28 protein-coding genes and 3 pseudogenes are annotated in these 26,281 nt (G+C 68.8%); 19 read left to right on the plus strand and 12 right to left on the minus strand.

The genetic code is table 11. The features are described 5' to 3' along the window. Positions 1-289 precede the first annotated feature (289 nt). A pseudogene (locus tag ACQPXS_RS02360) lies at positions 290-1,632 on the minus strand (RNA-guided endonuclease InsQ/TnpB family protein). 27 nt (positions 1,633-1,659) lie between these two features. Between ACQPXS_RS02360 and tnpA the strand changes: the two are divergent. Next, complete coding sequence (gene tnpA, locus ACQPXS_RS02365; protein ID WP_433446428.1) at positions 1,660-2,091, plus strand: IS200/IS605 family transposase; 432 nt, start codon at positions 1,660-1,662, stop codon at positions 2,089-2,091. A gap of 66 nt (positions 2,092-2,157) precedes the next feature. Here tnpA and ACQPXS_RS02370 read toward each other — a convergent pair. Then, a pseudogene (locus ACQPXS_RS02370) lies at positions 2,158-2,360 on the minus strand (IS256 family transposase); the annotation flags it as partial. Between the two features lie 262 nt (positions 2,361-2,622). Between ACQPXS_RS02370 and ACQPXS_RS02375 the strand changes: the two are divergent. From ACQPXS_RS02375 to ACQPXS_RS02395, 5 genes are all read left to right on the plus strand, one after another. Then, entirely contained in the window at positions 2,623-3,810 is a 1,188-nt protein-coding gene (locus tag ACQPXS_RS02375) for a CE1758 family FMN-dependent luciferase-like monooxygenase (protein ID WP_433446430.1), read from the plus strand. Next, complete coding sequence (locus ACQPXS_RS02380; protein WP_433446432.1) at positions 3,810-4,277, plus strand: MarR family winged helix-turn-helix transcriptional regulator; 468 nt, start codon at positions 3,810-3,812, stop codon at positions 4,275-4,277. Before ACQPXS_RS02375 ends, ACQPXS_RS02380 begins: the two co-directional genes overlap by 1 nt. After that, positions 4,274-5,002: a CE1759 family FMN reductase gene (locus tag ACQPXS_RS02385; protein ID WP_433446433.1), complete on the plus strand. Its 729-nt coding sequence runs from the start codon at positions 4,274-4,276 to the stop codon at positions 5,000-5,002. The genes ACQPXS_RS02380 and ACQPXS_RS02385 overlap by 4 nt, the downstream gene beginning before the upstream one ends. 379 nt (positions 5,003-5,381) lie before the next feature. Then, positions 5,382-5,528, plus strand: coding sequence for a heavy-metal-associated domain-containing protein (locus tag ACQPXS_RS02390; protein WP_433446435.1), 147 nt, complete (start codon positions 5,382-5,384; stop codon positions 5,526-5,528). Positions 5,529-6,111: 583 nt separating this feature from the next. Continuing rightward, a complete protein-coding gene (locus ACQPXS_RS02395; protein ID WP_433446437.1) occupies positions 6,112-6,996 on the plus strand; it encodes a LysR substrate-binding domain-containing protein in 885 nt (294 codons plus the stop codon). Between the two features lie 79 nt (positions 6,997-7,075). Here the strand turns inward: ACQPXS_RS02395 and ACQPXS_RS02400 are convergent, their stop codons facing one another. Further along, entirely contained in the window at positions 7,076-7,828 is a 753-nt protein-coding gene (locus tag ACQPXS_RS02400) for an SDR family NAD(P)-dependent oxidoreductase (protein ID WP_433446439.1), read from the minus strand. Between the two features lie 664 nt (positions 7,829-8,492). On the opposite strand from ACQPXS_RS02400, the gene ACQPXS_RS02405 reads away from it, so the two are divergent. The 3 genes from ACQPXS_RS02405 to ACQPXS_RS02415 all read left to right on the plus strand — a co-directional run bounded on the left by ACQPXS_RS02405 (position 8,493) and on the right by ACQPXS_RS02415 (position 11,260). Next, positions 8,493-8,765, plus strand: a complete 273-nt coding sequence (locus ACQPXS_RS02405) for a hypothetical protein (RefSeq protein ID WP_433446441.1) — start codon at positions 8,493-8,495, stop codon at positions 8,763-8,765. 128 nt (positions 8,766-8,893) lie between these two features. Further along, positions 8,894-10,366, plus strand: coding sequence for a dihydrolipoyl dehydrogenase family protein (locus ACQPXS_RS02410; RefSeq protein WP_433446443.1), 1,473 nt, complete (start codon positions 8,894-8,896; stop codon positions 10,364-10,366). Positions 10,367-10,468: 102 nt separating this feature from the next. Then, entirely contained in the window at positions 10,469-11,260 is a 792-nt protein-coding gene (locus ACQPXS_RS02415; protein ID WP_433446445.1) for an alcohol dehydrogenase catalytic domain-containing protein, read from the plus strand. On the opposite strand, the gene ACQPXS_RS02420 is transcribed toward ACQPXS_RS02415, so the two are convergent. From ACQPXS_RS02420 to ACQPXS_RS02430, 3 genes are all read right to left on the minus strand, one after another. Continuing rightward, a complete protein-coding gene (locus tag ACQPXS_RS02420) occupies positions 11,173-11,853 on the minus strand; it encodes a hypothetical protein (protein ID WP_433446447.1) in 681 nt (226 codons plus the stop codon). The two genes, ACQPXS_RS02415 and ACQPXS_RS02420, sit on opposite strands and share 88 nt — an antisense overlap. 11 nt (positions 11,854-11,864) lie before the next feature. Then, positions 11,865-12,401 carry a hypothetical protein gene (locus tag ACQPXS_RS02425; protein ID WP_433446449.1) on the minus strand — a complete coding sequence of 179 codons (537 nt, stop codon included), beginning with the start codon at positions 12,399-12,401 and terminating at the stop codon, positions 11,865-11,867. A gap of 324 nt (positions 12,402-12,725) precedes the next feature. After that, the gene (locus ACQPXS_RS02430; protein ID WP_433446451.1) at positions 12,726-12,947 is read right to left on the minus strand and encodes a hypothetical protein; all 222 of its coding nucleotides are present in this window, start codon (positions 12,945-12,947) and stop codon (positions 12,726-12,728) included. Between the two features lie 201 nt (positions 12,948-13,148). On the opposite strand from ACQPXS_RS02430, the gene ACQPXS_RS02435 reads away from it, so the two are divergent. Together ACQPXS_RS02435 and ACQPXS_RS02440 are read left to right on the plus strand one after the other, a co-directional pair. Further along, positions 13,149-13,520, plus strand: coding sequence for a cupin domain-containing protein (locus ACQPXS_RS02435; RefSeq protein WP_433446453.1), 372 nt, complete (start codon positions 13,149-13,151; stop codon positions 13,518-13,520). Between the two features lie 207 nt (positions 13,521-13,727). After that, entirely contained in the window at positions 13,728-14,294 is a 567-nt protein-coding gene (locus ACQPXS_RS02440) for a hypothetical protein (protein WP_433446455.1), read from the plus strand. Between the two features lie 143 nt (positions 14,295-14,437). Here ACQPXS_RS02440 and ACQPXS_RS02445 read toward each other — a convergent pair whose 3' ends face one another. After that, complete coding sequence (locus tag ACQPXS_RS02445) at positions 14,438-14,593, minus strand: transposase (RefSeq protein WP_433446457.1); 156 nt, start codon at positions 14,591-14,593, stop codon at positions 14,438-14,440. Positions 14,594-14,736: 143 nt separating this feature from the next. Here ACQPXS_RS02445 and ACQPXS_RS02450 point away from each other — a divergent pair, with 143 nt between their 5' ends. Then, positions 14,737-15,480, plus strand: a complete 744-nt coding sequence (locus ACQPXS_RS02450; protein ID WP_433446459.1) for a VOC family protein — start codon at positions 14,737-14,739, stop codon at positions 15,478-15,480. Here the strand turns inward: ACQPXS_RS02450 and ACQPXS_RS02455 are convergent. Then, a pseudogene (locus ACQPXS_RS02455) lies at positions 15,386-15,681 on the minus strand (RNA-guided endonuclease TnpB family protein); the annotation flags it as partial. The gene ACQPXS_RS02450 and the pseudogene ACQPXS_RS02455 sit on opposite strands and share 95 nt — an antisense overlap. A gap of 1,545 nt (positions 15,682-17,226) precedes the next feature. Here ACQPXS_RS02455 and ACQPXS_RS02460 point away from each other — a divergent pair. The 4 genes from ACQPXS_RS02460 to ACQPXS_RS02475 all read left to right on the plus strand — a co-directional run bounded on the left by ACQPXS_RS02460 (position 17,227) and on the right by ACQPXS_RS02475 (position 20,450). Next, entirely contained in the window at positions 17,227-17,649 is a 423-nt protein-coding gene (locus tag ACQPXS_RS02460; RefSeq protein ID WP_433446461.1) for a GNAT family N-acetyltransferase, read from the plus strand. A 100-nt stretch (positions 17,650-17,749) separates the two neighbouring features. Further along, on the plus strand, positions 17,750-17,905 hold the full coding sequence (locus ACQPXS_RS02465; protein WP_433446463.1) for a hypothetical protein: 156 nt from the start codon (positions 17,750-17,752) through the stop codon (positions 17,903-17,905). Between the two features lie 111 nt (positions 17,906-18,016). After that, positions 18,017-18,403: a hypothetical protein gene (locus ACQPXS_RS02470; RefSeq protein ID WP_433455670.1), complete on the plus strand. Its 387-nt coding sequence runs from the start codon at positions 18,017-18,019 to the stop codon at positions 18,401-18,403. 325 nt (positions 18,404-18,728) lie between these two features. Further along, entirely contained in the window at positions 18,729-20,450 is a 1,722-nt protein-coding gene (locus tag ACQPXS_RS02475; RefSeq protein ID WP_433446465.1) for a hypothetical protein, read from the plus strand. Positions 20,451-20,473: 23 nt separating this feature from the next. On the opposite strand, the gene ACQPXS_RS02480 is transcribed toward ACQPXS_RS02475, so the two are convergent. Then, the gene (locus tag ACQPXS_RS02480) at positions 20,474-21,187 is read right to left on the minus strand and encodes an LmeA family phospholipid-binding protein (protein ID WP_433446467.1); all 714 of its coding nucleotides are present in this window, start codon (positions 21,185-21,187) and stop codon (positions 20,474-20,476) included. 338 nt (positions 21,188-21,525) lie between these two features. Here ACQPXS_RS02480 and ACQPXS_RS02485 point away from each other — a divergent pair, with 338 nt between their 5' ends. From ACQPXS_RS02485 to ACQPXS_RS02495, 3 genes are all read left to right on the plus strand, one after another. Further along, positions 21,526-22,110: an Rv1733c family protein gene (locus tag ACQPXS_RS02485; protein WP_433446469.1), complete on the plus strand. Its 585-nt coding sequence runs from the start codon at positions 21,526-21,528 to the stop codon at positions 22,108-22,110. A 535-nt stretch (positions 22,111-22,645) separates the two neighbouring features. Further along, positions 22,646-23,170 (plus strand): NUDIX domain-containing protein, encoded by a 525-nt coding sequence (locus ACQPXS_RS02490; RefSeq protein WP_433446471.1) that lies wholly within the window; start codon positions 22,646-22,648, stop codon positions 23,168-23,170. 368 nt (positions 23,171-23,538) lie between these two features. Next, positions 23,539-24,069 carry a hypothetical protein gene (locus ACQPXS_RS02495; RefSeq protein WP_433446473.1) on the plus strand — a complete coding sequence of 177 codons (531 nt, stop codon included), beginning with the start codon at positions 23,539-23,541 and terminating at the stop codon, positions 24,067-24,069. A gap of 126 nt (positions 24,070-24,195) precedes the next feature. Here the strand turns inward: ACQPXS_RS02495 and ACQPXS_RS02500 are convergent, their stop codons facing one another. The 3 genes from ACQPXS_RS02500 to ACQPXS_RS02510 form a co-directional block, all read right to left on the minus strand. Next, entirely contained in the window at positions 24,196-24,432 is a 237-nt protein-coding gene (locus ACQPXS_RS02500) for a hypothetical protein (RefSeq protein ID WP_433446475.1), read from the minus strand. 109 nt (positions 24,433-24,541) lie between these two features. Further along, entirely contained in the window at positions 24,542-24,721 is a 180-nt protein-coding gene (locus tag ACQPXS_RS02505; protein ID WP_433446477.1) for a hypothetical protein, read from the minus strand. Between the two features lie 168 nt (positions 24,722-24,889). Beyond that, the gene (locus ACQPXS_RS02510; RefSeq protein WP_433446479.1) at positions 24,890-25,918 is read right to left on the minus strand and encodes a class I SAM-dependent methyltransferase; all 1,029 of its coding nucleotides are present in this window, start codon (positions 25,916-25,918) and stop codon (positions 24,890-24,892) included. Between the last annotated feature and the right edge of the window lie 363 nt (positions 25,919-26,281).

Consider the following 26,281-nt stretch of genomic DNA (forward strand, 5'->3'; position numbering starts at 1 on the left):
CCCCGCCCCTCGAACCGTCCGCACGAGGATTCCTCGCGGGCGACTCGCTCGATCTGCCCGGGCAGCTGGGAGAGCACCTGGCCTGGGTCACCGACGTGTGCGCAGCGCGTCCAACCGAGTCCTGAGCTGTGCCGTTGACGGCTCCTGACTACGACCAGCGGCTTGAGGCCGCTCGTCAGCGACTTCGGCCGGAGGACTGACCACGGTCTGAACTCCGCACCTATCCGCAGCGGGTTGAGGTTCTTGAAGTTCTCCCCTCCCTTCGCAAGCTCAGGAAGGGGATTCCCGTCTACCTTTCGGTGACAGGCTTGACGGTTTCACCCGCCCTACGACCGCGCCTTCCGGCGGCCGGGATCTCCATATGACGTGGCCGATCCGATACAGGTGCAGGATGTTCCGGGCCGCGTTCCAGTCGGCGTTTCCGGTCCATCCACACTCGGTGTTCTTGCACGCGAACAGCTCTTGGGTCTCTCGGCTGCCTGGCGTGATGGAGCCGCACGCTGAGCATCGCTGGGAGGTGTACGGGGCCGGTACCTTGACCAGCTCGCCGCCGCACCGGGCGAGCTTGTACGTCAGCATCATGACCGTCCGCCCCCACGCCTCTTGTGTGATGGAGCGGTTCGTACCGGCCTTGGCCTTGGCCCCGTTGCGCAGGTAATTGCCTTCGGTGTCGGGGTCGGGCTTCGGCTTGGGCGCTGTGGTCATGCCGACGATGTTGAGCTGTTCGACCACGACCGTGCCGTAGGTGCGGGCGAGGTAGGTCGTCGTCTGGTGCTGCCAGTCCAAGGCTCGTCGCGTGGCTTTTGCTCGGAGCTGCTTGATCTGGTCGTAGGTGTGCTGCAAGCGGCGGGAGGTCTTCTCCCCCTTCTTGCGGAAAGACTTCTGGTGTGCGGCCTGCCGCTCCAGCGTGAGGAGCTTGGCCTTCTCCTTCTCGGTGAGCCACTTGTCCCGGTCAGCGGTGTGGTCCGCAAGACGGGGCGGACGTCCGTGGTCCTGGTGGTCCTCGTTGGAGAGGGCGAGGGGGATGTTCACTCCGGCGTCGATGCCGACCTCCGGCCCCCGGCGGGGCTCGGGCCTGGCCTCCAAGGTCTGCACGCGGAATGCGATGTGCCAGCCCACAGCGTCCTTGACCAGCCGGGCGCCGGTGATCCGGTTCTCCTTGGTCGCTTTCTTGCCCACGGGCAGGTCTTTGGTCCAGCGGAAGCGAACCCGGCCCACCTTGGGGATGTTGACCATGCCCCAGCGGCGGTGGACGCGGACGATGTTCAGGTCCCGACCCTGCGGGATGTCCACGGACATCGCGGAGCGGAAGCGGCCCTTGTAGTTCGGCTCGCCGGCGCGGCCTTCCCAGCGGTTCTTCCAGCTCTGGAAGTACGTCTTCAAGACAGCCTGCGCGGCCTGCGCGGGCAGCTTGCCGAGGTAATCGAGATCCTTGCGCCCCTGCCGTATCGCTGCGTCGGCGGCGGCAAGGGTGCGCTTGCCCTTGGGGAGCATCGTCCACCAGGAGTGCAGGCAGTTCCACATCGTGCGGGCCGCGTGCGCCTGGTCGTCCAGGAGCCGGGTTTCGGCAGGGCTGAGCGCCAGTCGGGCACGGTGCCCGAACTGCCGTTTCACCAGGCCGAGTTCGCTCATAACGATCACCAGACTAACAGTGGGCCTATGTCACCAGGCTGGAACCATAATCCCGATGTCAGGACCGGACGCCACGTCGTCTACAACCTTCACGTCCACTTGGTGTTCGCCACCAAGTACCGGCGCAAGGCGACCACCGACGAGATGCTGACGCGCTGCGAGAAGATCATGCGAGAGGTGTGCACCGACTTCGAAGCCGAGCTGAAGCAGTTCAACGGCGAACAGGACCATGTCCACCTGCTCGTGCACTACCCTCCCAAGGTCCAGCTCTCCAAGCTGGTCAACTCCCTCAAGGGCGTCTCTGCCCGGCTGCTGCGCAGGGAGTACGACGCGCACGTGCGCCGGTACCTGTGGGGCGGACGCTTCTGGTCCGGCTCGTACTTCGCCGGAAGCTGCGGCGGGGCGCCGCTGACCGTCGTACAGCAGTACATCGAACGGCAGCAGCGCCCCGTGGGCTGAGGCATACAGTGCCGACCCGTGCTCACGTGCGGGTCAGAGCGGGCTCGAGACGGCCACCGCCCTGAAGGGCGGCGCACTGGCCAAGATCAAAGGTAGACACACTCAACGCGGCCTGCTCGTTCGGGAAGCGTCCGCGGGCCTTGACCGCTCGCCGGATCCGCGCCTTGACCGACCAGAGTGAACCTCTCCCAGGCGTTCTCCCACAGTTTCACGATCGAAGGACGCTTCCTGCCCCAAGCGTCGACGAACTTTGCGAACCGCTCCAGGGCAGGTCAGCCCCCTTCGGCCAAGCACGTGCGGTACTCCTCGCCGGCAGCCGGAAACCCTTCCCGGGCCGGGCGGGTGTTCTTCACGGCCCCCGGGGTGGTACCGCTCGTCACGCGCTCCCTCCAGCGACGCAAAGTTGAAACACCCCCGAGCTGACGTACGGACTATGACCGGGATCACAACCACGGCGAGCAGTTCGGGGAATGCATGCGGAATCATGTTGTTTGGATACATGCGAAGTCATGTAACAGCAAGGAGCGCGACATGCAGTTCGGCATCTTCGGGGTCGGTGACATCTCGCCCGACCCGACCACGGGACACACCCAGAGCGAGGCGGAGCGGATCAGCAACCTGATCAAGATCGCCCGGCGGGCCGACGAGGTGGGCCTCGATGTCTTCGCGCTGGGCGAGCACCACAATCCACCGTTCGTGATGTCCTCGCCGCCGGCCCTCCTCGCCCACATCGCGGCGCTGACGGACCGGATCATCCTGAGTACCGCGGTGACCCTGATCACGACCAATGACCCGGTCAAGATCGCCGAGGACTACGCGATGGTGCAGCACGTCGCCAAGGGGCGGCTGGACCTGATGCTCGGACGCGGCAACACCGTGCCCGTGTATCCCTGGTTCGGCAAGGACATCCGACAGGGTGTCCCCCTCGCCCTGGAGAACTACAACCTGCTTCACCGGCTATGGCGCGAGGACGTGGTCGACTGGGAAGGAAGGTTCCGCACCCCGCTGCAAGGCTTCACCTCCACCCCACGCCCGCTGGACGACGTCCCGCCGTTCGTGTGGCACGGCTCGATCCGCAGCCCTGAGACAGCCGAACAGGCGGCGTACTACGGCAACGGGTTCTTCGCCAACCACATCCTGGCCCCGAACTTCCATTTCAAGCCGATCGTCGAACTCTACCGGCGACGGTACGAGCACTACGGCCATGGCACCGCCGAGCAGGCCATCGTCGGACTGGGCGGCCAGGCGTTCGTCGCCACGCGCTCCCAGGACGCGGTCAACACCTATCGGCCCTATTTCGAGAACTACCCAGTCTTCCGCGGCTCGAAGCTGGAGGACTACATGGCGGGCACGCCGCTGACCGTCGGCAGCCCGCAGGAGGTGATCGAGAAGGTCCTCACCTTCCAGGAGGGCTTCGGGGACTACCAACGCCAGCTCTTCTCGGTCGACGCCCTCGGCCTGCCCCTCGACATGGCGTTGGAACAGATCGAACTGCTGGGCACTGAGGTGGTGCCCGTGCTGCGCAAGGAAATGGCGGCCCGCCGCAAGCCCGGTGTCCCAGACGCTCCGACGCACGCTTCCCTGGTCAGGGCGAAGTACGGCGACGCCGAGCCGCGTCAGCCGCGGCCGAACCCGAACCGGGGCGACAACCTGTCTGGCACCTCGCCGTACCAGGACAGCGACCCGGCCGTCGAAGCCGGCTTCCCGGCGGCGTTCTGATGACCGGCGTCAGCCGACTGGCGAACGAGGCCTGGGAGGCGATGTTCCGGGCCCAGGCGACCCTCGCGCGAGAGTTCGAGTACGAGGGCGACTGGGGTGGCTTCCCGCCACGCGAGTACGGCGTGCTCTACGCGCTGGCCGGAGCGAAGGACGGCCTGCGGATCACCGACCTGATCGACGACGCCCTGCTCACCCAGGCAGGGGTGTCCCGGCTCGTCGCCCGCATGGAGAAGCGGGGCCTCGTCGAACGACGGCCCGATCCCGACGACGCCCGCGCCTGCCGCATCGTCCTCACCGCCGAAGGCCGTGAGGTCCAACGGCGCCTCGGCCGCGCACATGCGCGGCACGTCACCACCGCTATGACCCGGGCCCTGACCCGCGAACAGCTGGAGACGCTCCGCGAGCTCGGTCGCGCGCTGGTCGCCGCCGCCCATCACCCGAAAGCACCCACGAGGGATACCACATGAACGACCTCACCCCCGCCGTGACTTCGTTTACGATCGCCATCGTCAACGCCGGCGTCGGCGATCCGTCCTCGACCCGGCTGCTTGCCGACCGCATCGCCCAGAAGACGGTCGACACCCTAGAGGCGTCGGGCACGACAGCGACCGTTCGTGCGATCGATCTCGGACCTCTGGCCATCGACATCGCGCAGGGCATCGTCTCCGGCATGCTCAACCCGAAGGTGCAGACGGCCATGGAGTCGCTCGCCGGGGCCGACGCGGTCATCGCCGCCACTCCGGTCTACAAGGCGGGGATCAGCGGCCTGTTCAAGTCGTTCGCCGACTTGATCGACAACGACCTGCTCATCGCCAAACCGGTCGTCCTCGCCGCGACAGGCGGGAGCGCTCGACACGCCATGGTCGTCGACGACCAGCTCCGGCCGCTGTTCGGATTCCTCCGCACCATCCCGGTGCCCACCTCCCTGTACTCCGCACCCGAGGACTGGGCATCGACCGACCTTGGCAAGCGCATCGCCCGAGCCGCGCAAGAACTCTCCGTCATGCTGCTGAGCGGAGCCGGCCGGCAGATCGCCAACAACAACTGGGGCAACTACCAACACCAGTTCGGCGGCAACGCCACACAGGCGCAACGGCCCCTCGACGGTGTGGATTTCACCACCGACCTCATGCGACTCGCCACCGGCGGAAGCGCACCCCCGCGAGGGGGTGACCGGGCCGATGCACATTGACGCACCCGCAGAGGAAAGGGGGCAGGCCGGATCCGAGCAGGCAGGCCGACGCGTGAGCGTAGTGGTCATAGGCAACGGACAGTCGGGGCTCTCGGCGGCTACCACCTCAAGCGGCGCGGCTTCGCCGGCGCCCTGACCAAGCCGGTCGGCTCCGACAACGACCGGGCCTACTTCAACCAGCCCGAGAGCCACACGCCCGGCAACGAGATGACGTTCGCAAGATCGCCGCCCGCTACACTCTGCACGCCACCCAGCGAGGCAAGGACCTCGCCACCGAGGTGCACTTCTTCGGTCACTTCACCGCCGACGGCCGCATGCGCCGGGCGCACATGGGCACCCGCACGGTGCCTGCCCACGACAGCAGTGAGAAGGGGTCGGCGTGACCGAGGCCGGCTACACCGTCACGGGCATGGTCTGCGCACACTGCGCGGCATCCGTCACCGAGGAGATCAGCATCCTAGGGGTCAGCTCCGTGACGGAGGACATCGACAGTGGAAGGGTCGTCGCGGCCAGCAACAGACCCTGAACGTCATGGACGTACGCTCCGCGGTCGAAGAAACAGGCTACGAACTGACGACCTGAGCTCGGCGCACCAATGCCGGATCAACCCGGCTTCGCCTGAGTCGCGCTGGACGGAAGCACGATCGACACCAGAGCGGGCCGTCGCCGTCCGGTTCGTCAACCGGCGTCGGCTCCGGTACGCAAGCGCGGGTTCACACCGTAAGCGTGCAGCTGGGCCCCGCGTGCGGGTTCGGTTCCGGCCCCGAGTCGGGATGGGGCGCGTCCCGATCTTGTCGGTGAGACCGCCTGTCCCGGGGGCCAGGAGAAGACCGAAGTCCTGCGGAGCAAGCGAAAGGCCGGCGCCGATCGTGCCCTCGTGCCGAACCTGCTGGTAGTACAGCGGCAGCAGGAACGTGCCGCCGAACATCGTCAGACTGCTCACGAGAATCAGCCTCGACGACGCGGCGAAGAAGCGAACGCGGAGAAGCCCCGAATCGACAAGGGTGGGCCCAACGCGAGCTGACGTACCCGTCGATGAACCCGCCGAGCATGCGCGGTGTGACACACCGCGGACGGCGTGGTGGCATGGGGGAATGGAGTTGCGGGAGTTGCGGGCATTCGTGGCGGTGGTGGAGGAGGGCGGGCTGTCGGCGGCGGCGCGGCGGCTGCATGTGAGTCAGCCGGCCCTGTCTCAGACGGTCAGCGGGCTTGAACGGCAGTTGGGGGTGAAGCTGCTGGTGCGCGGCACCGCCGGGGTGCGGGCCACCGAGGCGGGGACGGCCCTGCTCGGGGAGGCGCGTGCGGTGCTGGCCCGGCATGATCAGGCGCTGCGGGCGATGGCCCAGTACACCGGCCCGGGTGGCGGGGCGCTGTGGATCGGGATCCCGCTGGAGCTGCCCTCCGGACTGCTGGATCCGGCGTTGGCCGAGCTTTCCGGGGCGCATCCGGACACGCGGGTGCAGGCCCGGCATCTGTCCACGGCGGAGCAGCTGGCGGCGCTGCAATCCGGGGAGCTCGATGTCGGCTTTCTCCGGGAGCGGCCGTCGGGTCCGGAATTCGACGCGCTGCTCGTGGTGCGGGAGAGGCTGGGGGTGCTGCTGGCCGCGGAGCAGGCAGCCGAACTCGCTGGACCCGACGGCATCGCGCTCGACGCGCTGGTCGGACTGCAGTGGGTCGGATTCCCGCGTTCCGGTAGCCCCGCATGGTACGACGAGCTGACCGCGATCCTGCGCGGCCACGGCCTCGACCTCGGCCCGGAGGCCCCTAAGGGGCAGGCGCTGATCGCCGACGTGAAGCTGGCAGCGGTTGCCTCCGGACGGGCCTTCGCGCTGGCTCCGCCTGGCTGGCAGCAGCCGCTGCCCACCCGCGTGACCTGGTCGCCGCTGGTCGGGCACCCACTGGTGCGGCGCACCTGGGTAGTGTGGCCGACCGACTCGCGCCGCCGTGACCTCGGCCGGTTCATCGCCGCGCTCGACCGGTCGGCGAGCGCCTGAGTCCCGCCCCGAGCACGGTATGCGCTACGGGGGCACCGGGCGGTAGAGGCCGGCGCCCCCGTAGGACAGTCGGTGCGCGTCAGACGGCCGTACGGCCGCCGTCGACGGGCAGCACCGCTCCGTGGACGAAGCCCGCCGCGTCGCTCGCCAGGTAGGCGATCGCCTCGGCGATCTCCTCCGGTGCGGCCGGCCGCCTTGCGGGCGCCTGGGCGGCGAGGGCGTCGAGGCCGTCGCCCATGCCGGCGGTGCCCTCCGTGCGGGTCGGACCGGGCTCCACGGCGTTGACCCGCACCCCGCGCGGGCCGAACTCGGCTGCCCACGCCTTGGTCAGCAGGTTCAATGCCGCCTTGCTGGAGCCGTAGAGCGCCATCCCCGCGACGCCGTACTCGGCGACCATGGTGCTGACGTTCACGATCGCGCCGTGGCCGCGCTGGGCCATCGCCGGTGCAAGCTCCGCCACCAGGTAGAACGGCGCCTTCACGTTCAGGTCGTAGACGGCGTCCACGTCGCTGGGTGACGCCTCCTCCGTCGGACCGAACGGGAAGATACCGGCGTTGTTGACGAGGATGTCCACCCCGCCGCCGCCCAGCCTGGCGGCTTCCCGGGCCAGGCGCCGCACCGACTCCGCCTCGCGCAGATCGGCGGCGACGAAATCGGCCTTGCCGCCCCGCTCACGGATGGCGGCGACCGTGCCCTCGCCCCGGGACACATCACGCCCCGCGACCAGCACGTGCGCGCCTCGCTCGGCGAGCAGCGCCGCAGTGGCGGCGCCGATACCGCTGGTCGCTCCGGTCACCAGGGCCACGCGTCCAGCCAGATCAAGAGAACCCATGAGGGCCATCCTTATGCATCGAATTGGGGAGTAAATCAGACGTTCGGGTGTGCCGCGTCCGTTGTCCCGTCTCCTCGTTCGTGAGGTGACACGGATGAAAGCGCCCGGCCTTTCCGGCGATTCCTTCTCGGCCATAGGTGGATACGAGGCCCCCTATAAGCGGCGGCACCGCGCAGTGCGGTCCACGGCGCCGCCGCACCGTGCGGTCCAGGCCCGCGACAGGCGCAGCGCCGCCCGCACGCCGGTCGGTCACGTGTCTGGGGCCCGAAGGCCGCGCTTATGACCGCTCTTCGTGAGCCGTATGACCAGAGTGCGATGAGCAGCGGACACCTCGCGGTTACATCACCCGGACAGCGCACCGATGCGCTTCCGGCTCGTTGCGGGCGGCAGGGAATTGGGCCGTCACCCAGTGAGCCCTTCAGGCCTCGGAGTCTGCCCGCCGTGGCGCTCGCCGAAGTGCGCACCACCCTTGGTGCCGTCCCGAACATGGCGAAGGTCATGGCCAACAGCCGGGCCCTGGTCAAGGGAGGGCTCGCCCTGTCCGGCGCGCCGAGCGGGGGCGTGATCACGGCCGGTCGGGGAACGGCTGGCGATTGCCACCGCGGAGTACAACAATTGCACCTACTGCCTCTCGGCCCACACCTCCATAGGGGCGCACGTCGCCATGGTCGACGCCGGGGAACTGGAGCGCGCCCGCGACGCCGAGTCCGTCGACGCGCACGCCGCCGCGCTGCCGGCCTTGTCCGACGCCATCGCCCACGGATGCGGCCACATCGGTGAGACGCAGTTCAAGGCTGCCCGGGCCGCGGGCGTCACCGACTCCGAGATCGCCGAGGTCGCGGGCAATCCGGCGTTGAACATCCTCACGAACTACTTCGATGTCCTCGCCGATACCGACAACGATTGGCCGGTCGTCACCCCGCACACCCACGGCTGACCGACGCGCCGCGCCCTGGCCTGGTCGGCGAGCCCCCGGCATTCCCGACCAGGCACGGCCAGGCCCGACGGGCGGCGTCAGCACCGCCTCGACCGTCGTCAGGCACTCCCAGGAATGCGAGCAAGAACATGAGCGAACCGCACGAAACCCGCGAAACCCAGGAAGGCGTCCCTTACGACGTGGTCGTGCTGGGCGCAGGCCCGGTCGGGCAGAACGTCGCCGACCGTGCCCGTGCCGCCGGTCTCTCCGTAGCGGTCGTGGAACGGGAACTGGTCGGGGGTGAATGCTCGTACTGGGCGTGCGTGCCGAGTAAGGCGCTGCTGCGGCCGGTCCTCGCGGTCGCCGACGCACGCCGCGTGGACGGTGCCCGGCAGGCCGTCACCGGCCGGCTCGACACCGGCGGCGTCTTCGCCCGCCGCAACCGGTATGTCTCCGACTGGGACGACTCCCGACAGGCCCTGTTCGTCAAGTCCATCGGAGCCGACCTCTTCCGTGGCCACGGCCGTCTCGACGGGCCCCGACGCGTCAGCGTCACCCGTGACGACGGCGCCCGGCAGACCCTCACGGCCCGGCACGCGGTGGCCATCGCCACCGGCAGCCGACCGGCGTTGCCCGACATCCCGGGCATCGCCGAGGCCCGTCCCTGGACGAACCGGCACGGCACCGACTCCAGCACCGTGCCCGCCCGCCTCGCCATCATCGGCGGCGGCGGAGTCGCCATCGAGATGGCCACTCTCTGGCAGGGCCTCGGCGCCCAGATCACCCTGCTCGCCCGCCGCCGGCTGATCCCCCGCATGGAGCCCTTCGCCGGCGAACTGGTCGCCCAGGGACTGAGCGAGGCGGGCGCGGATGTGCGGATCGGCGTCCAGGTGACCGCCCTGCGCCGCCCGGACCCGCAGGGACCGGTCACCCTCACCCTCGACGACGGCGGCGAGCTGGAGGCCGACGAGGTCCTGGTCGCCACCGGCCGCACCCCGGCCACCGACGATATCGGCCTGGACACGGTCGGCCTCACCCCCGGCTCGTGGCTGGACGTGGACACCACCTGCCTGGTGCGGGGTGTCGACGGCCACTGGCTGTATGCCCTCGGCGACGTCAACCACCGAGCCCTGCTCACCCACCAGGGCAAATACCAAGGCCGGACCGCAGGCGACGCCATCGGCGCCCGCGCCGCCGGCCGCCCTCTGGACGACACGCCCTGGGGCGACCACGCCACCACCGCCGACCAGCACGCCGTACCCCAGGTCTTCTTCAGCGACCCCGAGGCGGCCGCGGTGGGCCTGAGCGCCGAACAGGCCGAGCGCGCCGGGCACCGCATCAAGACCGTCGACCTCGACTTCAACGCCGCCCAGGGCGCCAACCTCTACGCCGACGGCTACCAGGGCCACGCCCGGCTGGTCGTCGACCTCGACCGGGAAGTCCTCCTCGGCGTGACCTTCGTCGGCCCCGGCGTCAGCGAGCTCCTGCACTCGGCCACCGTCGCGGTCGCCGGCGAGGTCCCGCTCAAACGGCTCAGGCACGCGATCGCCCCCTTCCCCACCGTCAGCGAGATCTGGCTCTTCCTCCTCGCCGCCTACCAGCACGATCAGGAGACGCCATAGACCACCGCCACCCGACACCCCGCCTCCAGTCCCGGCCCTTGACGCGGCCGCCTGCACGGCACTGACCCCACCCGGCGACCCGATCTGACGAAGGGACCAGTAGTGAAAGCAAGCGGAGTCTCCGCGCCCGGGGCGATGGGGGTCACCCTCCTCGACCTGCCCGAACCTCCGCCGCCCGGCACGGGCCAGGTACTCATCGCGGTCGAGGCCGCTGGCGTGGGGCCGTGGGACAGGCTGCGGAACACCGGCGGCTGGGACGTCGGCCTGCGTCCCCCCGCCGCGCTGGGCGTCGAGGGTGTCGGCCGGGTCCGCGCCATCGGACCCGATGTCCAGGGGATCCCCGTCGGTGACCGTGTGGTGGCGCATGAGGCGCCACTTCCGGGCGGCAGCGGCTTCTGGGCCGAGCAGGTCCTTGTCGCCGCCGCCCACACAGCCCCCGTCCCCGACGAACTGGAACCCGCCGCGGCGGCCGCACTCCCCGTCAACGGCCTCACCGCACTGCAGGCCCTCGAGGCGCTGGACCCCGGCACAGATCAACGCCTCCTGATCACCAACGGAGGCGGCGGCACCGGCTCCCTGGCCATCCAGCTGGCGAAGGCCGCCGACGTGGAGGTGACGGCAACGGCCTCGCCGTCCGCCGAGGAGTGCCTCCGCAGCCTCGGGGCCGCCGAGGTCATCGGTTACCACGACCCGGCGTGGCCTGCACGAGCACAACGAGGGTTCGATGCGGCCCTCATCGCCGCGCCCGGCACGGCAGTGACCGCCTTGCCGCTGCGGGCCGGGTGCCGCCATATGGTTCCGAGCCGTCAGTCGTCGATGCAACGGTGGCTCGAGGCGCTGCAGACTCTTGCGTGCCGCGGTATCTCGATGCCGAGGCCGACGTTGCCGCGGTAACCCCACTGCACGAATGTGACCGCGCGGCCCGGTTGCATAACGGCTCTGGCCTGGTACAGGACGCCACGGTGGTCGTCGCCGGTGAGGCGGAACGGGCCGGCGTCATCAAGGATCACGGCAAGCCTGTAGTAGTACTGGATGGGCGCGTCTTGCGACATCGGCAGGCGGTCGGCGAATATGCCCAGCCGGCCGACAGTTCGCACGGTGGCGTAGTCCGCCCCGGACGCGGAGGGGCCGGCGGTGTCGTCGTAGGGGCGGCAGATGATCTCGTATGAACTCTGGTAGCTGTGGCCGAGGCAGTAGCTGTCGCCCGAGATCCACCCGAAGACCCTGGAGCCCTTGCGGCCCCGGTGGACGACCACCACCGCCTCCTGAGACGGTCTGGGGCTCTCACCGGGGAGGGTCGCCGTGTTGAGCAGCTTGGCCAGGGCGCTGTCCCCCGGCCCGAGCTTCGCTGCCGCCCCCACTGGACGGGCTGGACCCGCGACCGCCGTCGGCGCCGACGGAACCGATGAGCGGACCGGAACGACGGGACCGCGTGCGCCCTGTCCGTTGCCCCCGTTGGTACAGCCGACGAGGGCGAGGAAGAACACGCCGCATGCCGTCAGTCGTCTGACCCGCCCAGCTCCCACTGGTTCCCCCCTCGGCCGTCCCCTGCGTGGCGGCAGTATCGGACATGTCCTGCCGCGTGTGGAAGCGGCGCCGGCGATTGTGACCTGACGCCAAACAACGCCATGTCACGCCTCATCCGGCGGGTTGGCTCTCCACCTGCCCTCGAGCGCGCTTCGCTCCCGTCGCAGCGCCATGAGTACGGATCGGGAGCGCCATCGGGCGGGTCTGGCACGAAGATGACGTGCAGTTCGCAGGTCAGGCTGGGTTGCGACTGCAGCAGGTAGTAGACCGCGCGCCAGTAGTCCGACGTCGCCCCCATGACCACGATCTCGACACATCGCTCCTGCAGCCAGGCCAGCAGCCGCAGGGCCGCGCTGCGAGTGGTGACGAAGCGTTCCGTCTCCAGCGTCCCGTTTCCCGCCCGTTGGAGGTTCGGAGTCCGCACAGAGGCAAGCAAGATCCGCTTGCCCAGGTCCGCCCCCGCCGACCGCAGATCGATGACCTCGTCCTTCACGTTTTCCCGGGCCATGGCCTACGCCCTCCCGCGCGACCGCAGCAGGCACCCCAGAGGGCCAAGGAAGATGCGGAGTCTGACACACGTGTTCCGACGCCGGAAAACCAATGCCCTGGCAGCAGTCCGTAGTTCCCTGGCTGGCCCCTATCGCCGTCCTGTCAAAACGAGCTCACCGGCATCACCGACCCATCGGCTGACCGGGACACCGAGGCCGTATTTTCCTGCACCCGAGGTCAGGATCGTGCGATGGATATCAACTCCCTTGTGGGAGGGTCCCTTTGGGCTTTCAGTGGTGGTCATCGAGGACGTGGCGGACGGCTGCGCGAATGTGCACGGGCATCACCACCGGACAGTGGCGGACGCGCCGATCAACGGCCGCCAGGTCGTCAACGACCTGCGCGTACGGCCGCTGGCCTGTCCACGCCAGGGTTGCCCGCAGCAGACCTCCGCACGCATCTCCCGTTCGGCCGGCTCCACCAGGCCCTGCCGGGCCACCATCTCCACCGCCTGGCGATGGTGAGGACGCAGCACACCGAACAGCAGCCAGCCGTGCTCAGCCACCTCCTCATAGCTGCCCGACGCATTGGCATTCAAGAGCTGCTGGTGGGATACCGGGCTTGGCGAACAGTGCGGTGGCCGTGGGCCGGTTCGGAACGTAGGGCTGTCACAGACCGGGAGGCCGTCTTGTCTTCGTTGTGAACACTTCCTGATTGGAACAAACACATGAGTGCTGAGCACGCAAACCTGCCCCCAGGCGTTGAGGTGATCGCTACCCTGCCGGAGGCGACGGCCGGGATACTGGCAGGCTCCGAGGCCAGGACCGTCCGGGTCACCCTGGCGCCAGGTGACCCCGGCGCGCCGCCGCACCGGCACCCCGGGCCGCTCTTCGGCTACGTGACCCAGGGCGAGATCCTCTTCGAGCTGGAAGGGCAGCCACCCCGAGTTCTCAAGGCCGGTGACGCCCTTTTCGAGCCCGGGGGCGACGTGATCCACTACCTGGGCGCCAACAACCTCCCGGACGCGCAGTCGGAGCTGGTGGTGACCATGTTCGCGCCGCCAGGTACCCCCGTTCTGACGGTGGTGAGCGCGGAGGAATTGGCCGAACGACGACACCTACGGTTCACCCAGCCTTGATGACCTCCGGTATTGCGGCTCCCTCTTTCCGCCCTGGTCGAGCAGCAGCTGGTGGCCGCCAGGGAGGCTGCGCAGCGGAGCCGATAACGCCCCCGGCGTGTAGGTAGGCTCCTGGGTGCGGCAGGCGCGTCATCCAACGCCTTCGGGCGGGTGGGGGATACCCCTACGCCTGCCGCACCTCAGGCACTCTTCGGCTTCCGGTCCGTCGTGCTCTTCACGGCCGTCTTCTTCCCCGTGGCCGTCTTGGCCGGCTGCTTCTTCGCGCCGGTCTTCTACATGGGCTTCGGCAGCCTGCCCCCGGCCGAGCCGGTCTCGATCCCGTACAAGGACACGTCCCTGCCCGGCTATCTCGTCAGCCCGCAAGACGCCTCCGGACCGCTGCCGACGCTGATCGTCAACAACGGCGGCGACGGCCCGGAAAGTTCCGCCTTGACGCTGCTCGGCGCGCCGGCGGTGGCACGCGGCTTCCGCGCCCTGTTGTTCGACGGCCCGGGTCAGCAGTCGATGCTCTTCGCACACGGGGTGCCCTTCCGGCCCGACTGGGAGAACGTCGTCACGCCCGTCGTGGACGTCCTCCTCGCCCGTCCGACGTCGATCCCCGGCGGATCGTGCTGGCCGGCATCAGCCAGGCCGGTTACTGGGTCCCGCGCGCACTTGCCTTCGAGCACCGGATCGCCGCCGCGGTCGCCGATCCGGCGTAGTCCGCGTGGTGGACAGCTGGTGGCACAACCTGCGCCCGGACCTGCGCGCCCTGTGAGAGTACGGCGACCGTGAGACCTTCGATGGCTATATCGAGGAGAGCCTGCGCCAGGACCCCGCGCTCGCCGCGATGTGGGGCTGGCGGGCCAAGCCGTACGGCATCGACGCGCCGTTCGAGCCGCTGACCGAGGTCGCGCGGTACGACCTCACACCCGTTGTCAACCGCGCCCCAGCCCCCCGGTCCGGGTCCCCCGCCGTATGCCGTCGATCAGCCGCCGACGGGTCCAGGTCCGTGGGCGGCCCGGCTTCTTGCCCACCGGCAGCAACGGCTCCAGCCGGTCCCACTGGGCGTTCGCCAGAGAACCACGTTTCACGGACCAGTGATCATCCACGACCTTGATCCACTTTCGCAACCGACGCTGGTTGGCGAGCTGAGCATTGGGGCTCGTGAGCGAGTTGATCTCTGCTTGGCGACGGTGCCTGCGTCGTCGCAGAGCGGGTGCATAGGATCGCCGGCATGGCACTGCGACCCGTCATGGTGAACATAAAGGCTCTTGATCACTCGGCGGTCGGCCGGTTCTGGGCGGAGGCGCTCGCCTGGAGCGCCTACAGCCCCGGCGCGACCACCTACGTCGGACCCGGAGGCGGACTCGTCTGGCCGGACCCGGTCGTCGTCGGCATCGACATCGTTCCTGTCCCGGAACCGAAGACGACAGCGAAGAATCGTCTGCACCTCGATCTCGCCACCACATCTGCAGCCCATCAGGCGGAGTTGATCGCGCACCTCCAGTCTCTCGGAGCGACGCTCGCCGACGTGGGCCAGGGCAAAGTGCCGTGGAGGGTCCTCGCCGACCCGGAGGGCAACGAGTTCTGCGTGCTGGAGCCTCGGGATATCTACCGGGACACCGGGCCGATCGCCCGGGTGGTGGTCGACTGCGCGGATCCGCGGGTCATGGCCCGGTTCTGGGGTGAGGCGATGGACTGGACTCTGCACGAGGTGACCGACGACCACGCGGTGTGGCGCTCCGCCAAGGGCGTCGGCCCGTATCTCGAGTTTTCCCGCACGCCAGACGTGAAGACTGCGCCGGACCGCGTCCATCTCGACCTGCTGCCGTACCCCGGTGACGACAAAGCAGCGGAGGTGGCCCGGTTGCGGGCCCTCGGCGCCACCGACCTCGACCTCGGCCAGGGCGACGTCCCGTGGACGTGTCTGACCGACCCGGAGGGCCACGAGTTCTGTGTCCTCGCCCCCTCACACTGACCGCTGGTGCCGGTCGTCAGAGGAGGAGTCCCAGCGGCAACCGTCACCGTCCTTCGGGAACGTGACGGTGCCGAAGCGGCCGACTCCCTTGAAGCACGGGTAACCAGGCTTCTCCCCGTTACTGACGCGGCGCAAGAACGCGGCGAACGCCTTGTCCAGTCGGCGCAACGTCGCCTGCTGCGAGGAGAACGACCAGCGGCCCTACCGCTCGTCTGCCTGGAGGCTTCCGGCCGAGCAGCCAGATTCGAGTCATACCGGCGGAGTCATACGCTGCGTGCCCGACGGCCGATCTCTTCGGCTGCAGCGCAGGACCGCCATCTCCAGGCGCTGATCAGCCCCGTCGGACAGAGATCAAGCGCGCCGCCACAGCCAGCACCAGCCCCGCCGCAATCAGGTAGAGGCCAAGACGGTCCTCGGGCACTGCCCGTGACCACACTCGCCAGGCCGACGGGGTGTAGACATCGGCCGCAAGGAAGTCCCGGTAGACCCTGGGGGGCTCGCTGGTCTGGTCGCGAATCCACAGCAGAGCACCTATGGCCGCGCAGGTCGCTGATATCGCGTACAGGACAGCGGCGGCGCGCGGAGCGGGTCTGGTCACGGAGTCTCCTTCCGTCTGGGCTTCTGCCCTTGACGGTAGTCAAGCCGCGCGTCGCACGTGTGGAGAGTCAGGAGGTCAGGTGCGTGCAGCGGCAAGGCGTACGTGCAGCGCCCGTGGACGGCCGTCCACCGTTCATGGCTGGATCGGCGGCAGCTTCCGGCCGCCATGGCCGTTCCCGGGCGTGTCCGAGCCCCGCGCCATCAGAAGGCAGCCTGTGATGGCAACTGCTGCAAAACACAAGGAGATGATGAGGCCGAGTGGCTGGCGGTCTCCGGCCAACGAGCCTACTGCGCGAATCAACTCGGCTACTGCGAGGACCAGCCCGCCCCAGCCCGCAAGGGTGCTGGCGTGCCGACGGCGTTGGCGCCAGACCAACCACATGCCGAGAGCTGCCCAGATGACACCACCGGCGCCGAAAACCACTGCAGTGATCACCCGCCTCCGGACGGAAGCGTATCGATCCGGGGTCGTGAGGAGCCGATGAGGTGACGTCACCGTTGACGGTGACAACGGTACCGAGACAACACGAGGGTCAGCGATCGGCCCGGAGGGACCGTTCGTCACAGACCCCCACCCGGTACTTTCAGGCAGTCGTTGTGATTCGGGGTGGGGTTGACCCGTACTCGCGCCTTCATACGCCGCCGCCCCGGCACGCTTTGACGATCGCATAGCACTCCATACCGCCCGGCAACCGTCACGGTCCGCCCGGACGGACAGCGACATTTACCTTGACCGGCACTGATGAGCCGGTGCCGCCGAACTCACCTGGCGCCACGACGGCAAGATCATCGCGTCTGGGACTCCGACATCGAAGTCATGTGAGTCAAGTGTGACCCGTGCGGCAAGGGAGGTTTCTCTGTCGCGAAGGATCACGGGTCGGCAGCATGGGCGAGCGGCGCCGACGCCCGCACATCCTACGCATAGGCGCCGAGCTGGCCAGTCTGACAAGACTGGCGGCGATCTGGCTGAGCAACCGCGGTGGCCCGGGCCGGAGGCGAGGCTGCACCGGAGACGATCCTGCTGTCTTGTGAGGGGCGGGCTCCTGTGGATCAAGAAATAGCCATAGCCCGGTAAAGGCAGCCGTGCAAGGATGCGGCGACGCGCCCTTTGGAGAAGACACAGCCCGCTTTGAGCCGGAGCGAACGAGGATGACCTGGGTCCGGAGCAGCAGCGCATACGACGGTACGGCTTCCTGCCCCGAGGGGGTCATTTCCCGGCGCCTGGACCGGCCCCTGGAGATTGTCCACTTCGATACCGGCCGGCAGACGGTGGCCCGGCTGCGTTTCCGGGTGTGTGCGGATTGCCGCACAGGCCGGATCCTCGACATCTGGGTCAGCGAGGACTGGCAGCGACAGGGTCTGGGGCGCGAAAGCCTGCACTCCTTGCTCGCCCTCCATCCAGACCACCGGTGGAGCACGACGGCACAGTCCCGGCAGGGGCGGCTCTTTTTCGCGGCGATGACTCGGGAGACACACACGGGCTTTCCTGCATCCGGTCCACTGTGTCCGCATCTGCACGGATGGTTCGGGCGCCTCACACATCGATCCCTCGCCTTGCATCGTTTGGCTTGAGGTTTCTGTGCGCTCTGGCGCTTCTTGACAGTGAGCAACGGATACGTCTGCGATCATGCGCCCCGTGGTCCGGTGCCAGAGGGAGACTGACAGCCCTAGCGTGGGCTTTCTGCCGCTGGTGGTGGGCCCGGCGTTCGCCCTGCTGGACGGCGAGTGGAAGCGCACCGCGTGCATCGGCGGGGTATCACTGCTGCTCTGCCTCGCGCGGGCCTCGTACGACGACGACATGTCCAGCATGCCGAGCGCGGCGCCGTGATCCTCGCTTCGGTTCTCGGCGTCACGGTCGCGGGACTGGTGGCCGTGTCCGTGCGCCGCAAGTGCGAGGCCGAGCTGGACAGGTGATCGTCGATGACGTCCAGGGCGAGGCCTGGAGGCGGTGGAGACCACGGCCCCGATTCTCGGGGCATTCCGCGAGGCGGCCCCCGACGCAGTGGACCTCGTGCAAGTGGGACGCACACCGGCCTGCTCCCTCGACCGGCAGCTGGACGGCGAGAAGTGCGTCACCGCCGTCCTCGCGGAGGTGAGCGCCCATCAGGTGACTTTCCTCAACTTCGGCCATCCATCCCGCCCGATGCCGCTGCGTGCCGTCGGCACCGTGGATCTGCCGAACCGGACTCCCATGCACTGCCACTCGCCCTGGGCTCCCACGGCACCGCCGAGCCGGCGCCCTACTTCGCCGGCTCTCCCCAGCGACCAGCTGCCGCTCTATACCGACGACAGGAGCACGACCCCGAGGCCACGCTGGAAGCCCTGAGCCAAGACCCGCTCCAGCACGTCAACGGTCCTCTCAAAGACGACGCCGCGATGCTGCTGCTGCGCAACCGGTCAGGAATCCAGGACGCGCCATCCGGCAGCGTTCCCGGTATGTGGTTGTGCTTCAGCACTCCCACGTCCTGGAACATTGCCGTACACCGGCAGTGCCGAGACGGCGTCCGTTCCCGCATACTCCCCGAGTGCCCGATACACCTGTTCTGATTGCCGCCGACTCCGTCCCGGCAGGTACGCCCACCTGGTCCACCGAAGACGCCGCCGCATGGACGCGTGCCCGCCGCGGAGCCTGGGCGCGGCCGCTCTGGTCGGTGTCGGCCCTGCTGATCACCGTGGTGTGGGCGAACGTGGCGACGCCAGATCAGCCGTGCGGTGATGACAGCCCGTGCGGTGCTGACTGGCTGGGCATGGCCGAGATGGGCTTGGCCGTCGGCCTTCTCTACTGGCTCCCCCGGCTACCTGAAGTGACGCTGATGGCCGCCCCTGCTCTTGCGGCACTTGTGACGTGGCTGGAACTGCCGGGCGCCGGGCCGATGGCATTGGCCGCCAACCTCTCCGTACTGCTGGCCCTGGCTTTCGGCTGGGCAGCGGCCGCGGAGCGGCTTGCCGCCCGTCGCCGCCAGCGCGCCGCCGCAGCAGCACGCACGGCTGGTATCCGCTGCCCACTGCCAGGCCCCGTCTCCCCACTGCGGCGCGGGACGATCCCGATCACTGCCGGGCTGCTGCTCATCGGGGTGGCCGGTTTCGCCGTCGTCCAGGCCCTCGACGGCATCAGCGCGGATCAGCGCCGTGCGGACGGTGCCACACGCACCAGCGCGCGGGTGCTCAGCCGGGGAGAGGAGTCGGTTCGGGTGCGCACCGACGACGCCCGGCGTCTGACCCTCGGCGTGTCCTACCCGCAGGACTACCGCGTCGGCGAGACCGTCACCGTGCTGGAGGACGGGACGTGGCGGCGCCTGGCCACCGAGCCCTACGACGCCTTCGGCTGGCAGCTGCTGATCCTGGCCGACGGTCTGCCCGGTTCCTCCATGCTCCTCACCGGCCTTCTGGCCCGGCGCCGCGCCGCCGCCCTGGGCCGTGCCCCGGTGCCGGCCCTGCGCGTATGGGAACGCAGCGACGATCACGGACGTATCTGGGTCTACGCGGGCGATGACGACACCGGCGGTACGCCACTCTTCAGCGGCCGTTTCACAGCGCGTCCGCCGGACGTGGATCAGGACGAGACGGCGTCCGATGATGACGCCGGCGTAGACGAAGACGAGTTGTTCACCATCGACACGCGGCTGCACGAAGCCGTCATGTTCGGTGTTCCGTACGAGGGCGGCGAACTTGCCCTCGCCACCACTGACCGGGCCTTCCGACCAGTCGTGATCCACACGGTCGGTCCCATCAGGCTGCCTCGGCCCGGCAAGGGGCCGGTGCTGTCAGCCGAGGAGACGGACACCGCGCCCGCAGCCCCGTCCACGATGGATGGCGTGGCGCTTGCTTTGGCCCCGACGGGGCAGCCTCGGCGCTGGGGACCGAGCGCCTTTGCACGCACAGGCAGCGTGGTATGGGCGTTGTGCCTATTGGCGGCCTGCACCTTCGTCGTTGATCTGCTGGTGACCGAAGGATTCGGCTGGAAGGTCCTGCTGCTCGCAGGCATGCCGGCACTGGCCGGGTCGGCAGCCAACCAGCTCAACTGGCGGGTCACTGCCGACAGATCGGGCCTCTGGCTGACAGGCCCGTGGCGAGTGCGCCATGTCACCTGGGAGAGGCTGCGAGGGGCGCGTTACACGGCGGGCGGGGATGTGCGGATAACCCTGCGGGACGGCAGCATCTGGGAACTCACCGGTCTGGGCTGGCCGAAGGCGGAACTGCGGCTTGGCCTGTGTCCTTCGTACGTCCGCATGGTCGAGGAGGTGACCGCCCTGCACGCGCATCCTGAACTGCGGCCCACGGAGCTGGTCTCGCCCCGCGACCGTGGTCTGCCCATGGGCCCTGTCCTGATCGTCTTCGCCGTCCTCGCTGTGGCGTCCTGGCTTGTTGGCTGAGCAGGGCCGGTGGCGGGGCGGGGTCACCTGGGGAAGCGTGATTGGCCGAGGTTCACCTGGTGGCCGACCATGCTGATCTGTACGCCGTCCGCGGTGGCTCGTGCCGCTGTGAAGTCGACGTTTTCGGGGATTTGGACTCGCCAGGTGGCCGTGGGCTGTTCTGCACCGGGGAGGGTGAGTGCGATCTCTGTGCCCTGGGCGAGCAGTGTTCCCGTGCTGTTCAGTGCGCGTCCGCCGACGGTGCCCGTGACCTTGACCCGCGCGGCCTGCTCGGTCGAACCCGCGGCCTGCGAGATCTCGATAGGGCCGCCGTTGCCCGCGAGTCGGGTGACCACGCCGGACAGTGCCTCGTACGACAGCGTCAGGGTGCCGGTGGCGAGGTTCGCCTCGGCGCTGCGCGCGGTCAGGGAGGTCACCGTCACGCCACGCAGGTCGAGCTGGAGTTGCTTGACCGGCAGGTAACCCCCTTGGGCATTGGTGGTGGTGTCGATGGTGAACTGTCTCGCCGTCAGCTTGACATGGCCGAATTTCTGGCTGAACGCCTGGGTCAGGAAGGGGAAGCCCTCGATGGACACGTCGAGGTGACCGTCGGTGCTGTTGTCGTAGTCGTACTTCTCCGCGGCGAGGTGGGTGGCCTCTTTGTCGGCGTAGTGCACGGCTACTCGGTCGGCAACGGTGAAGAGAACGGCCAGCCCCACCACTGTGATCGCAAGGACCTTGACCCACCGACGTCTCATGTCTCTCCCGCTTCTTCGGGCTCACGCGGAACGCGACCCGTTCGGGGTCCGATCATGCATGATCGGCAGACCGGGCAACAGCCTTGCCGGAGGTATGACGGTTCCACGACGGGGCGAGGGGCCGGGCAAGGTCGAGGTACGGCTCACGTGGGACCGAGCGGCCGGTCACCGCACGGCACCATCGTCATGACCGATCCGGTGCTCTTCACCGCGGAGATGGGCAGCCGGCAGCACTGATCGCTCTCGGGGGCTTCTCGATCAGCGGCGCTTTCCCTACCGTTCCGGAGGACACTGCAAACAGGTGCTGGTGCTCGTGAGGGGGGTGTCGGCTCGTGGCGATGAGACCTGCTCGGCGGAGAACGCTCCGTGCAAGGCTCTGGCGGTTCAGGCGCAGTCCGCTTCGCCGGGTGAGCGATGTCGTCGAGGCGTGGCTACTGCTCACTGCGTGGGTCGTGGGGGTGCTGGGTGGCGCGATCGCGGGCGTGCTGGCCGCGGTGGAGGCGGACCAGGGCTTCGAGGAGGAGCGTTCCGGGCGCCGGGAGGTCGTGGCGGTCCTCCTGGAGAACGCCAGGGACACGGTGCCCGGGCACGCGGACGTGAGCAGGGCCAGTGCGACGGTCCAGTGGACGGCGTCCGATGGCCGCACACACACCGGCCGGACGACGGTGGCCGCGCACACCCACGCGGGAACGCAGGTGCGGGTCTGGACGAATGCGCGAGGTGACCTGGTCTCCCAGCCCCCGGCGGAGTCGGACGCGGTGATGAGGTCTTCCTTCGTCGGCGTGGGCGTGGCTGCAGTTGCCGCGGGCGTGGTCTGGGGTTGCGCGCGGACCGCACGTGCCCTGCTGAACCGGCGTCGCATGAGGCAGTGGGCGCTGGAGTGGGAGCGCGTCGACATCCGGCGGGGTGGCAGGACCGCTTGATCCGCACTCCTGGTCGTGCTCGACCCTTGCCGGCCCGGAGCGAGGCGGATGCGGGCTCCACCCGTGTGGACGATCACGCTATTGCCCACCTCGACGGTCACGTACTCCCCCAACCCCTCGGGCAGCGGGGGACGGCGCAGGCCGACTCGTGGCTCCCCGTGCAGACAGGCCAGGGCTCGATCTCTAGGCTGACGGGGTGATGCGGGACTTGATCGCCCGCCTTCAGCGGCTGCTCGGCGGCGGATGACTGAAGCGGAGAGCAGGTCGGGGCGGCTGGGTTCGCGGATGTGCTCGTCCCGGGTGCGGTCAGCGTGGCCGCCGGCGAGCTCGGCGAGGATGCGGCTGGTCTTGGTGAAACGACGCTGGTGCCCCCGCAGATCGCGAGGTGGCCGAGGGCCTGGGCGACGTGTGTCTTGCCGAGGCCGGTCGTCATCGAGGGTTGTGTTCGAGATTCGGCATGTCGTTGCCGGGTGGCACCTTCATGAGATCGATGTGACGTGGCTGCGATGTCAGTGCTTCCTCGTATGTTGACCCGATGACTCAGAAGGTGGTCGATGAGCGGGCCATCGAGGCGGCGGTGAAGGATGCCGAACAGGCGATAGCCGAGTTCGACGGTGCCGGTCAGTGGCTGGCTGCTGCACGGCAGGGACCGATGGAGCCTCTTGCGGCAGAAGTCTGGGTTTTCGACAAGGATCTCGCCCGGGTGGTGCTGGTGAAGCATCGCTGGCGGGGTTGGGTTCCCCCGGGCGGAAAGGTCGAGGCCGGGGAGACACCGCGCGAGGGTGCGGCCCGGGAGCTTGTCGAGGAGACGGGTCTTCGGGCGGAACTGCTGCCCGAGCCGGCAGCGGTTGCGGTTCGCTCCTATCACCCGGACTGGCCGGTCACTCTCGGGCTGTCGTATGCCGCCGTCGTTGATGCAATGGCCTCGTTCGTCCCGGAGGCCGGGCAGCCGGTGGCTTGGAAGAGGTTGGACGAGGGCTGGGAGAGCTGTTTTCCCGACGATCTGTCTCGAATCCGTCTGCATGCCGCATGGTTGGCTGATCGATTGGGTCGTCACTGAGGGACTGCTGGGTTTCCTGTGCGGCGGGCCATTTCGCGGCGGAGGTCGAGATTCAGACAGGCCGAGGCCCGTAACCCTCAGCAGGGGTTACCGGGCCTCGGCGCGCCACGGCGAGGGACCGTTCCTCCGAGAGGTGGCTGCGGTGGAATGGCCCTTCGGCGCGTCGTAGTGCCTCAACGCAAGGGCTGGGGCAGCTGCACCACCGGCATCCTCGGTGCCCTGACCGGCGCTAAGGTAATCGACGACGCGCAGGTCGGCCGGGCCGTCGCCACCGCCGGAGTACAGACCTGGCAGGCGCCAAGGCCACCGGCAGCTGGATCAAGTCCGGTGCTGGAACAGTCTCTTCTCCTCGGGACGGTGATGCAGTGGTGACCGGGTACTGGATCGAGCGCAGAGTCGTGGGCTCCAGCGCCATCGCCGGTCTCGCAGTGTTCGCGGGTCTGGAGATTGCGCGGGTCTCCGACCCGGGGTTCTGGCAGCTCGCCTCCGTACTCCTGGTGCTGCTCGTGGTGAGCTCCCTGGCCTACCGGACGCTGATCCGGCCCTCGGTCGACTGCGACCAGGAGCGGATCGTCGTCCGGAACGCGCAGACCGAGTACACCGTCCCCTGGGGCCGGGTGAAGAGGTTCGACTGGAACGGGCGGAGCGGTCGGCTGAGCATCGTCCTCACCGACGGCAAGCAGGTCTGCCTCGAGGCATTCAGCGTCTGGCCGACGCTGGGCCGCCACGACCAGGTGAAGGACGAGCTGGAGCGCCTGCGCCGGGAGGCCCCCGAGCAGGCGGATCCGGTGCCGGTGAGCGAGCGGCAGTCCGCCGCGTGGGCCGGTTCGCTGGTGACGCTGGCGGTCGCCGCGGCGCTGCTGGCGCTCGGCGTCGAAGGGCTGGCGGGACTGCTGTGAGCGGTCCGGTTGTTGATGCGCCGAGGCACCGTATCTCCTGCTGAGGGTTGGGGGGCCTCGGCGTATCCGTATCCGCTCGGTGCATGCACATCATCAGGAATGCCGGCGGTCTTTCGGCGCTCGGAGTCAGAGCTCCAAGGGTGCTCGGGGATAGAGCCGACGGTCGATCAGCGCACGTACCCGGCCGGTGGTGAAGGCGACATCTACCAGGTTGACGGTGGTGTGGCGGAACGTTCCGGTGACAGGATCGCCCTGAGCGCGCGCTGTCGCCGGGTCGGTGGCCAACAGCAGATCACCGGTCCGTACGTCACGTAGTGCCTTGCGGCTCCCATCGGCGAGGAATACCAGGGTCGTGCCGGGCAAGCTGTTGACAGGGCAGGCTGTCCGTGCCTCCTCGTACAGCTCGACCTGGTGCTCGATGTCCGCCAGCGTCTCGGCGTCGACATCCAGTGTCTTCAGGGCCTTCCATGCATCAGAGGTCCAGGGTCGCGTCGAGAGCGGCGATCTTGACCTTTTTGCTCTGGCCCTTGATCGTCACGGTCTTGAGGACGACCAAGTCCTCGGCCGGGCCGCCGGACACGGTGGCGGGCACGTCCGGGTTGAGGCACAGGTAGCAGCTGACCACCGCGTCGAAGTGCGCGATGTACACCATGGTGTTGCACTTGAAGTTGTGACAGTCGTTCGGCAGTTGCTCGGGTCCCGTCCTGCTTGATGTCGTCGATTGCGGAGAACACTCCCCCGACACCAGTCGCCGCACCCGTATGGACCTGCTGGTTGGGCTTCTCGGTTCGGTGCGGCAAGTCTGATGGGCATCCTCGTGTCAGTGGCTTTCGGCGACAGCCACGCGACCCGATTGCAGGGAGGCCCGCCCCCTGGCCGGGCCGCCGATGGTGTGCGCCAGGGCGAGGAGCGTGTCGTCCGACACCACCCGCATGCCGTACTCCGCAAGCAGTGCGGCCATCTGCTGCGGCCTCCACAGCGAGCGCCACGGCTCACCCGACGTGATGGAACTCCCGAGCACGCGCGTCAGCAGCCGCCCTGCGGCCGCCTTCACCGATGGCGTCTGATAGTTGACGATGAGCGAACTACCTGGGGCCGTCCGGGCGGCGAGCGTGGCCAGAGTGGCGCGCACCGCGTCGCGGGTGAGGTACGGCACGACGCCCTCCCACAGCCATGTCGTGGGTACGGATGGGTCGTGCCCGGCGGTATCCAACGCCGCACCGAGATCGTCGACGGCGAAATCCACTGGTGTGAACCGTACAGAACGGGCCATGGTCGGCAGTCCAGCAGCCGCGCGATCGGCCCCGTCCGGCTCTCCGGCTGCTTGCGCGGCATCGGTGAGGCGAGCGCGCTTGTCCCGCTGGGAAGCCGGATGGTCGACCTCCCACACATCCGTCCGCGCAAGCTCACGCAGACGCCACGCGCGCGTATCAAGACCAGCACCGAGGATCACCAGCTGGCCGGCCACACGAGCACGCAGGGCCTCATCGATCGCCACCGTCCGCGGCACGACCACTTCGGCACACGCCCGCACACTCTCGTAGATGGTGCGCGCCCGCCACCCCTGCGGTGGAGTGCCCGCGCGCACCTCGTCCACCGGCGTCCGCTCGGCGGCACGCAGCAGCCGTACCGCCACCGGATCAGCGAACCGGCCTGGAGCGGACCTGCCGTCCGCGGCCGCCCGCCCCTGACAGACCAACACCGCCGTCTGGCTCGCCACCCGCCCACTCTCGTTCATGAGACCGCATTCAACACCAGCCTCTCCCAAGCCTTCGCCGCTGAAGAGCGTGCCTGTGTCGGTCTTGCGAGGACGGCTGGTCCACTCGAGGATCAGCCGGTGGCTGTTCATCTATGTGGGCCTCGTCCCCACGTCGGAGCAACCCCCCAGATCAGGTCGACCCGTACGCCACGCCCGGACGCAACCCGCCGTGCGTCGGCGCGTGCGAGGGCCGGCAGCGAGGTGGTCTTGTGCCCAGGGTTCTCGGTCGGGTCGGCCCGCGGTGTCGGTAGCGGCTGAAGTCGAGCCGTTACCGACATGCAGGACCGTGCGATGCTGCGGGGCGGTTTCGGAGCGGGCGTGCGGAGCGTTGGGCCGTCGTCTCGCGGTGTCGGCTGTTTCGAAGGCGAAACGCGTGATCTCCTGCTTGGACACAGCCCAGGACTGCTGTTGACGCAGCCGATCAGACCATTGCGTCACCGGCTGAGCATGCGG

Source organism: Streptomyces sp. CA-142005 (assembly GCF_050942335.1).
In the GTDB taxonomy this organism is placed as follows: Bacteria; Actinomycetota; Actinomycetes; order Streptomycetales; family Streptomycetaceae; genus Streptomyces.